The organism is Pseudoalteromonas sp. 20-MNA-CIBAN-0454 (assembly GCF_040308685.1).
Lineage (GTDB): Bacteria > Pseudomonadota > Gammaproteobacteria > Enterobacterales > Alteromonadaceae > Pseudoalteromonas > Pseudoalteromonas nigrifaciens.
This window is the reverse complement of sequence record NZ_JBEOOB010000059.1, coordinates 1-8082: the sequence shown is the minus strand read 5'-3', so window position 1 is coordinate 8082 and position 8082 is coordinate 1. Positions and strand designations below refer to the sequence as shown.

The following is an 8082-nucleotide window of genomic DNA, read 5'->3' as shown; positions in this document are numbered from 1 at the left end:
CTTTATTTTTCGAGTCAACACTTTGTTTTAAACTTTCTTTTTGGAAGATTTAAAACCGAAGTTTTATTTAACTCTCTGAGTAGTTCGCGTCTCGCTAGGCGTTGACGTTTCCCGTCTCAGTGGGGTCGCATTATAGGGAGATCCGAAAACAGATCAAGCCTTTTTTTAGATCTTTTTACTGTTCGAACAAAATGTAATCGATAGCAAGTGAAACATGATAAAAACATGTATAAAACGATGCTTTTTCACCCTGTTTTATATTATTTACTATAAATTTTATTGCTATGTTGAATTAAGGCGTTAAGATAGCAAGTTCACAATGTTAAATTAATGTTTATTTCCTGTTTATTGGTAGATCAAAATGAAATTACCCGATCAAAAATCTTTTATCCTCTCAGTTATTCTTGCTGTTGTTGGTTTTGTTATAGTTAAGTTCGCACTTGAAAGCCTAGAGTTAGACCCTGCACTACTATTTGCTGTTGGTTTGCTCATTGGTGGTATTGTTATTGCTGCGAGGTCGTCTGACGGTGTAGTAGAAGCCGAAGTAAAAACCAAAACGCTTTATGTTGGTAACCTTCCTTATCGTGCAAACGAAGGTGTGGTACGTGCTTTATTTGAAGAGCAAGGCAAAGTGTTCAACGTTCGCTTATTAAAGGACAAAAATACAGGTAAGCGTCGTGGCTTTGGTTTTGTTGAAATGGCGCAAGCTGATGCCGACAATGCAATAGCGCAGTTAAACGATAGCGAGTTCCAACAACGTACCTTAAAGGTACGTGAAGCAAAACAAAAACAAGAAGATGATTCTAACGCTCTTCGTTCTGAGCCGGATCAATCAGTGTAACTAGCTTTACAGCTAACTTACTACTCACACTAGCCGTTGCATAATATTGCAGCGGCTTTTTTGTATCTGCAATATTGTTATTCGTTAAATTAAGCTGGCTAATTAAGTAATGAACTCGCTTAGCAATCGCTGCACCTGAATCAAGTAGCTGCACTTTCCTATTAAAGTACTGACTAATCGGCTCTGCCAAAATAGGAAAATGCGTACAGCCTAATACTAATACATCTATAGACTGATCTATGTTTAAACGATCGAGTTCTTGGTGCAGTTTAGTTGTATCTAAACTTTGTTCGAAAAACAGACGCTCGGCTAAAGTAACTAGTTCAACGCTACTATATAAGCTAACTGCTATATTGTTGGTATGTTCTTGTATGAGTGTGCGCGTATAGGGACTTGATATAGTTGCTGGAGTTGCCAGTAGGCCGATATGTTTAGATTGTGTAAGTTGCGCAGCAGGTTTTATCGCCGGTACCACCCCCACTATAGGAATAGTAGTAATTTGGCGCACTGCCCCAAGCGCAGAAGTAGAGGCGGTGTTACATGCAATAACAATTAAATCTACATTAAGCGCTTGCTGGTTAATAAAGTGAATGAGTGCGCATAAGCGGTTAATAATCGTTTGCTGTGACTGAGCGCCGTATGGCAATAGCGCATTATCCATAAAATAGCTGTATTGCGCATCTGGAATACTTTGCTGAATATGTTCAAGTACCGTAGTACCACCAATACCTGAATCAAAAACCATTATGTGCGCTGACAAACTACTGTCCTTACTCTAAGTTAAGAACGGCAGTTTGCCATGTGATTTTTATAAAAGAAAGTAGTTTAGTGGTACAACTATTGTTGATTGGCTAGCTCGTCCGTTGCTGCATTTAATTGATTAAGGTTTTCGAACATAGCTTTGGTGTAATCTACCAATTTATCTATTTCTGCTTGATCTTGATTTAACCACTGCACAATACCCGATAACTGGTTTTGTATGCCCAGCTCTGTGGCTTTATTAAACACAGCTTTTAAGTCGTCGTTAAACGGCGCTAATTTATCAGCTACTGCTTTTTCAGGAACTGGCTTGTACTCTTCGTAACCTTTAACTGTAGCGACTGTTTTGGTTTGTCGTAAATCCATTGAAAAAGCCACCAGCTGTTCGTTGCCTAAGCTTAGTGCTTGCGCCTCTTCAAATGCTTTATCTAAGTCACCACTGAAAAAGGTGCTACTTACACTTTGTAAGTCAGCCATTAGCTCATTAATCGCCTTTTGTTCATTCTCATTTAAATCGCCATTAACCGACATAGAAAATGACAACTCACGAGACTGCGACGACTCACTTACAAAAGATTCACTATTCCCATTTTGCTGATAACGACTGGCTGATTGTGACTCATAAGCATCAGCAAAACTAATACTCACTTCGTCTCCTTCGGCGGTAGTAAATTTATATTCTGCTTTGTTACTTAAACTTGCATACTGAGCTTGGCTAACAGAGACACTGGCGGGTTTAGGATTAAATAAATCGTCTTCAAATTTGTCCAGGCCATTAAATATGCCTTCTTTAGATTTATTAATACCCTGTGCGATATCGTCGTTAAACACGCCATTGCCTTTTAATTCATCAACCGCGTCATCAATCCCTATTTGCACACCTTTTCGAGCATCACCTAACATACCTTTGAGTTTTTCATCGTCGGCACCATTGGCTTTTGCTTTACGTACTGCACTGGTAACAAAGTCTAAAACGTTTTTAACGATTTCATCAAAATCAAAAAGCGGTTTATCTTTTTTCGGCTCGCTTATCGGTAAGCCAAGAGCTTGAGCCATTTTGTCACCGAGCACTTTGGCAGCAAGTTCTTTACCGCGCTGCTGATAGTTATCTTGAGGCGACTGTATTGTAGGTTGCTGTAAAGCCCCTTTATTACCGTATTTATTAATATTGTGGTTTGGAACAAAGCCAAAGTTACCGATTTTCATGATCCGACTCCTATCTATGCTTGCCTTACTTATCGGCACTGTAAGTTATTTCTGTAGCTAGATGCTCAAAAAAAAACCAATATATATTTCATCAAAACTAGACAAATACATCTCGCTCCCTACAATAGCGCCGATAAACAGCTCTCAAAGATAAGGTTATAGCGTTAATGGCAGTTATTAAAATAGACACCTCACAGTACGATGCGCAGTTAAGCGAAAAAGAACAGCGTATTGCTGCCCAATTTCAACGTTTTGGTGTGGATAAACTTGAGGTATTTAGCTCAGAGCCGATTAACTACCGCCAACGCGCTGAGTTTAGAGTATGGCACGATGGTGACGATCTGTTTCATATAATGTTTGATCAACAAACTAAAGACAAAATTCGCGTTGATAGCTTTGACCCTGCCGCTCCTTTGGTAGGTGAAGTGATGCAAGTAATGATTGATAATTTAAAGTCGTGTGAAATTTTGCGTCGTAAACTATTTCAGATTGATTACTTATCTACGCTAAGCGGTGAGATTTTAGTGAGTCTGTTATATCACAAGCCACTTGATGAGCATTGGCTGAGTGAAATTAACGCGCTTAAAGAAAAGTTAAGCAGTAAGTATAAAATTGACTTTATTGGCCGTGCCCGCAAACAAAAAGAAATGCTTGGTGATGACTACGTTACCGAACGCTTAAACGTGAATGGCCAAGAACTAATATATCAGCAGGTAGAAAACAGCTTTACCCAGCCAAATGCCAAAGTAAACATTAAAATGCTAGAGTGGGCGCAAGACTTATGTAAGCCACTTAAAAATGATTTACTTGAACTTTATTGTGGTAACGGTAACTTTTCTATTGCGTTAGCGGGCTCGTTTAATAAAGTACTAGCAACCGAAATATCAAAGTCGTCGGTACACTCAGCGCAGTACAATATAGCGCAAAACAAGGTAGACAATTTAGATATTATTCGTATGTCGAGCGAAGAGTTTACTCAAGCCATGAATGGCGAACGCAGTTTTTCTCGTTTAGAAGGTATAGATTTAAATAGCTACAATTGCCAAACCATTTTAGTTGATCCGCCACGTGCCGGTATGGATACCCTAACGTGTGACTTAGTAGCAAATTACGAAAGTATTATTTATATTTCGTGTAACCCAGAGACACTAGAGCGCGACCTTGATCACTTAACCCGCACCCATGAAGTTAAACGCTTTGCGATTTTTGATCAGTTCCCTTATACGCACCATATTGAGTCGGGTGTATTTTTACAAAAAAAGAATACTTAAAATAACCAGCTAAAAATTACCCATAAAAAAAGCTCCTTAGGAGCTTTTTTTATGGGTTTAACTTTACTTGCTTGCTAAGTAGTTAATTAATTTAGTGATATCTGCGGGTTCGCTAATACCCGATTCGCGACCTAGAAGTAGTTTGTACTTACCATTTACGATAAAAGTAGGTACGCCACGCAATGCACCTTTCTCTTTAAAGTAGTCTTGGTCGCGCTTCATTTTTGAGCTTAATGTACGTACCGAAAAGCTTTTAAATAACTTATCGAACTTATCGCCATCAACCCCTTGCGCTACAAACACATCTTTTACGTCGGCTAATTCATTAAAATTTGCGCGCTTTGTATGAATGTGACTAAAGATAGCCGCAATAATTTTATCTTTTTGTGGTAACACTTCAGCCGTTGCTAACGCTTGGCTGATCATTTGTTGATGCTCGGTATCGCGTACGCCAACAAAATCAACATGGCTCTTTTTAAACTTTACGCCTTTATCGAGCATTGGTTTAATCTCGGCTACCAGTGGCTCCATGTTATTACACGCAGGACAGTAAAATGAGAAAAACTCTTTCACTTCTGGTTTTTTAGTTGCGCGCTCAGACACAACCTCATAATGTACACCTTCCTCAAAGGTTGCTGCAAAACTTGTTGCAGCGAAAGGTAGTAATACAGCAAGTAAACCTGCTTTAACTAATTTTATCATTATTATATGGCTCCAAAAATTTATAGTGCGAGTAAAAATGAAACTAACTCATCAAGCTCTTCTTGGCTCTTGATGGTATTTAGATTGATTTTATATTTGTCGTTTACAATAAAAGTAGGAACGCCTGTTAACGCACCTAATTTTGAGTATTTATTTTGTTTATCTTGCATTGCTTGTTCAGCTGCAATAATTGGCATACTGGCAATATCTTGATCAAACGTATCGCTACTAATGCCATTTATATCTAATAATTTTTTTAAATCTTTAATTTCAGTCAGTGGTGCGCGCTGAACATGAATACTTTTAAAAATCTTATCTGTAATCGTATCAGCTTGCCCGTGCTTTTTAGCAACTAAATACGCTAGGCTCAAATTACTTTGTGTTTGTGGCGACACGCCGCCTAAAAAGTTAACGTGATTTTTTATAAACACCGCACCTGCAGGTAGGTTTTCTTCAATTGCGTGTGCAACCGGTTCAAATTTAAAACAATGCGGGCAATAAAACGAAAAGTATTCGGTAACTTGTGGTGTAGTACTTTTTTCGATATTGATAACTGTATATTGATTACCTACTTCAAAGTTTGCTGCAAGTGCTGCAAAAGGTAGACAAAGAAGTAGTAGGCTCAGTTTTAATTTTTTAAGCATTAGTCTCTCGTTGTACATATTTTTGAATAAAATGTTATGGCAATAATTTTAGCGGTGCTTCTTGCAATGCGGCAAGCTGCTCTTTAAGTGCTAAAATTTGTTGCTCCCAGTATTTGTCATCTGCAAACCATGAAAAGTTCCGCACAAAAGCCGGATCGCTCCATCGTTTTGCAACCCACCCCATATAATGGATGATACGCATAGCTCGAAGTGGTTCGATCAACTTAAGCTGCGAGTGATCAAAATCACAAAATTCTTCATAGGCGGTTACTAAGGTATCTAACTGTAACAGCTGCGTTTGTCGATCGCCACTTAGCATCATCCATAGATCCTGAATGGGTGGCCCCTGGCGACTATCATCTAAATCAACAAACATTAACGCATCGCCTGCCCATAATATATTGCCAGCATGGCAATCCCCATGCAAACGTATCGTTTTTACATTGGTATACTGTGTTTGAGCCTGCTTAATAACCAAATCTAAAATGGTATAAAAAGCAGTTTCTAATCCCATAGGTACTAAGTTACTTTTTTGCAGATGAACTTTTGCTGTATGTAAGTACTCTTCGCAGGTTAGGGTGGGCCTTTGTGTAAATGGTTTTGTTTTAGCAACTTGATGCATTCTGCCAATTAAGCGCCCTAGTACATCAAGTTGATCTAAGTTATCGACTTCAAATAAACGCCCGCCAACACTTGGAAATAAAGTAAATAAATAGCCTTGGTGTTCAAATAAGCTTTGCCCGTTATATTCCATTGGCGCAACAACCGGTACTTCGGCCTCTGCTAGCTCAAAGGCAAAGTCATGCTCTTCTTGTATTTGCTCCTCGCTCCAACGCTCTGGACGATAAAATTTAACAACGTAGCGTTTTCCGCCTTCAGCTACAAATTGATACACCCTATTTTCGTAACTATTTAATGCCAATAAACCAGACTCAACATAAATACCAACGCTTTCTATGGCATCAAGAATTAGATCTGGGGTTAAATCAATAAAGCTAAATTTACTCATACACTTCTTATATAAAATAAAAGCGGGGAACACCCCGCTTTTTGTTAAACTTTACCGCGCTTTAAAAAAGTTACTCGACTGTGATATTTGATTGTCGGGCTCGCCTACCGGCGATAGCACAAAGTTAAATTCTGTCATTGGCGCTTTTAAGTCATACGGATCCATAACCAGTGATAAAGGCACATTGTGCGATTGCCCTGCGTTAACCCTAAACGTTTGTTTACCTATGTACTTAAAGTTATCGAGCCCTTGCACTTTAATTGTAAAGGTTTGCTCATACTGCGCTTTGTTGATCACTTTTAAGGTGTAGGTGTTTTCTACCAACCCTTCAAAATCAACCCTATATAACTGATTACGATCGCGAATAATATCAAATTCCATCGTTTTACGCAGCGCAATATTGGCAACCAAGGCACTGGTTAAAATAACCAGGATCACTATATAACCAATAATTTTTGCCCGCAGTGGGTTGGTTTTATTCTCTGGCGTTTCTAAGTTTCGCTCAGTGGTATAAGAAATAAGTCCGCGTGGATAATTCATTTTATCCATCACCCCATCACATGCATCAATACAAGCGCCACAGTTAATACACTCTGCTTGTAAGCCATTACGAATATCTATGCCGGTTGGGCATACTTGCACGCATAAATTACAGTCAATACAGTCGCCTATTTCTAAATCTTGGTGTGCCACTTTGCGCGAGCGTGGGCCACGGCTTTCACCGCGTTTTTCATCATACGATACTGTATAGGTATCTTTATCAAACATGGCTGACTGAAAACGTGAGTATGGGCAAATATGTAAACACATAATTTCGCGCATCCACCCAGCATTACCGTATGTACAAGCAGCAAAAAAGATAATACTCATTAAGGCATAGCTACCGGCATTAAAGGTAACAAAGTCAGGGAGTAGCTCACGAATAGGGGTAAAGTAACCAACAAATGTAATTGCTGTATATAAAGAAAATAAAATCCAACTGGTGTGCTTAGCGGTTTTGCGCCAAAACTTATCAAAGTCCATTGCTCGTTGGTCGAGCTTTTTACGTTGGTTTGCCGTACCTTCAAACTTTTCTTCAAACCAAATAAAGGTAAAGGTCCACACTGTTTGTGGGCAGGTATAACCACACCACACTCGTCCATAAAATGTAGTGACCAAAAACAAAGCAAATGCGGCCAACATAAAAATAAAGGCGAGTATGGTAAAGTCTTGCGGCCACAGGGTTAAACCAAATATATTGTATTTTTGACCTATTAAATCAAATAAAACGGCCTGTTCACCATTAAAATTTATCCAAGGTAGCAACATAAATGCCAACAGACCTAAAAAGCCAATTCGCTGCCTAAGAAGTTGGTGCAAGCCATTAACAGCACGCACGTAAATACGATTACGTGGATTAAACCGATCCTGTTGCCCGCTAAGATCCGGCTTTTGAATCTTTACTTCAACTGGTATATTTTTTACTTTAATTTGTTTGTCCATCGAAGTTCCTCAACACCGCTTGGAAATAAAAATTCAGCTATATTCAAGGTTTACCTTATAGTGTAATAACGTACTTATTACGTATAATATTTATAACAACACGCCCTGAGGTGGACAGCAAGCACTAAAGCTCACTTTCCACCGCAAATTTTAACAGCGGTGATCCCT

General features: G+C 38.9%; 8 protein-coding genes. 2 read left to right on the top strand and 6 right to left on the bottom strand.

Annotated features, from left to right (window positions below; genetic code table 11):
* Positions 1-361: 361 nt before the first annotated feature.
* The gene (locus tag AAEZ22_RS17535) at positions 362-841 is read left to right on the top strand and encodes an RNA recognition motif domain-containing protein (RefSeq protein WP_350545000.1); all 480 of its coding nucleotides are present in this window, start codon (positions 362-364) and stop codon (positions 839-841) included.
* Here the strand turns inward: AAEZ22_RS17535 and murI are convergent.
* Positions 804-1601 carry a glutamate racemase gene (gene murI / locus AAEZ22_RS17530; RefSeq protein ID WP_011326969.1) on the bottom strand — a complete coding sequence of 266 codons (798 nt, stop codon included), beginning with the start codon at positions 1599-1601 and terminating at the stop codon, positions 804-806. The genes AAEZ22_RS17535 and murI overlap by 38 nt on opposite strands.
* Positions 1602-1678: 77 nt before the next feature.
* Positions 1679-2806: a DUF5610 domain-containing protein gene (locus AAEZ22_RS17525; RefSeq protein WP_011326968.1), complete on the bottom strand. Its 1128-nt coding sequence runs from the start codon at positions 2804-2806 to the stop codon at positions 1679-1681.
* 167 nt (positions 2807-2973) lie between these two features.
* Here AAEZ22_RS17525 and trmA point away from each other — a divergent pair, with 167 nt between their 5' ends.
* Positions 2974-4077, top strand: coding sequence for a tRNA (uridine(54)-C5)-methyltransferase TrmA (gene trmA / locus AAEZ22_RS17520; RefSeq protein ID WP_182684517.1), 1104 nt, complete (start codon positions 2974-2976; stop codon positions 4075-4077).
* 63 nt (positions 4078-4140) lie between these two features.
* On the opposite strand, the gene AAEZ22_RS17515 is transcribed toward trmA, so the two are convergent.
* The 4 genes from AAEZ22_RS17515 to ccoG are packed head-to-tail and all read right to left on the bottom strand — an operon-like array spanning position 4141 to position 7914.
* A complete protein-coding gene (locus AAEZ22_RS17515) occupies positions 4141-4779 on the bottom strand; it encodes a thiol:disulfide interchange protein DsbA/DsbL (protein ID WP_011326966.1) in 639 nt (212 codons plus the stop codon).
* A gap of 20 nt (positions 4780-4799) precedes the next feature.
* Positions 4800-5423, bottom strand: a complete 624-nt coding sequence (locus tag AAEZ22_RS17510; protein ID WP_192532392.1) for a thiol:disulfide interchange protein DsbA/DsbL — start codon at positions 5421-5423, stop codon at positions 4800-4802.
* Positions 5424-5457: 34 nt separating this feature from the next.
* Positions 5458-6432 (bottom strand): serine/threonine protein kinase, encoded by a 975-nt coding sequence (locus AAEZ22_RS17505; RefSeq protein ID WP_182684520.1) that lies wholly within the window; start codon positions 6430-6432, stop codon positions 5458-5460.
* 51 nt (positions 6433-6483) lie between these two features.
* Positions 6484-7914: a cytochrome c oxidase accessory protein CcoG gene (gene ccoG / locus AAEZ22_RS17500; protein ID WP_011326963.1), complete on the bottom strand. Its 1431-nt coding sequence runs from the start codon at positions 7912-7914 to the stop codon at positions 6484-6486.
* Positions 7915-8082: the final 168 nt, after the last annotated feature.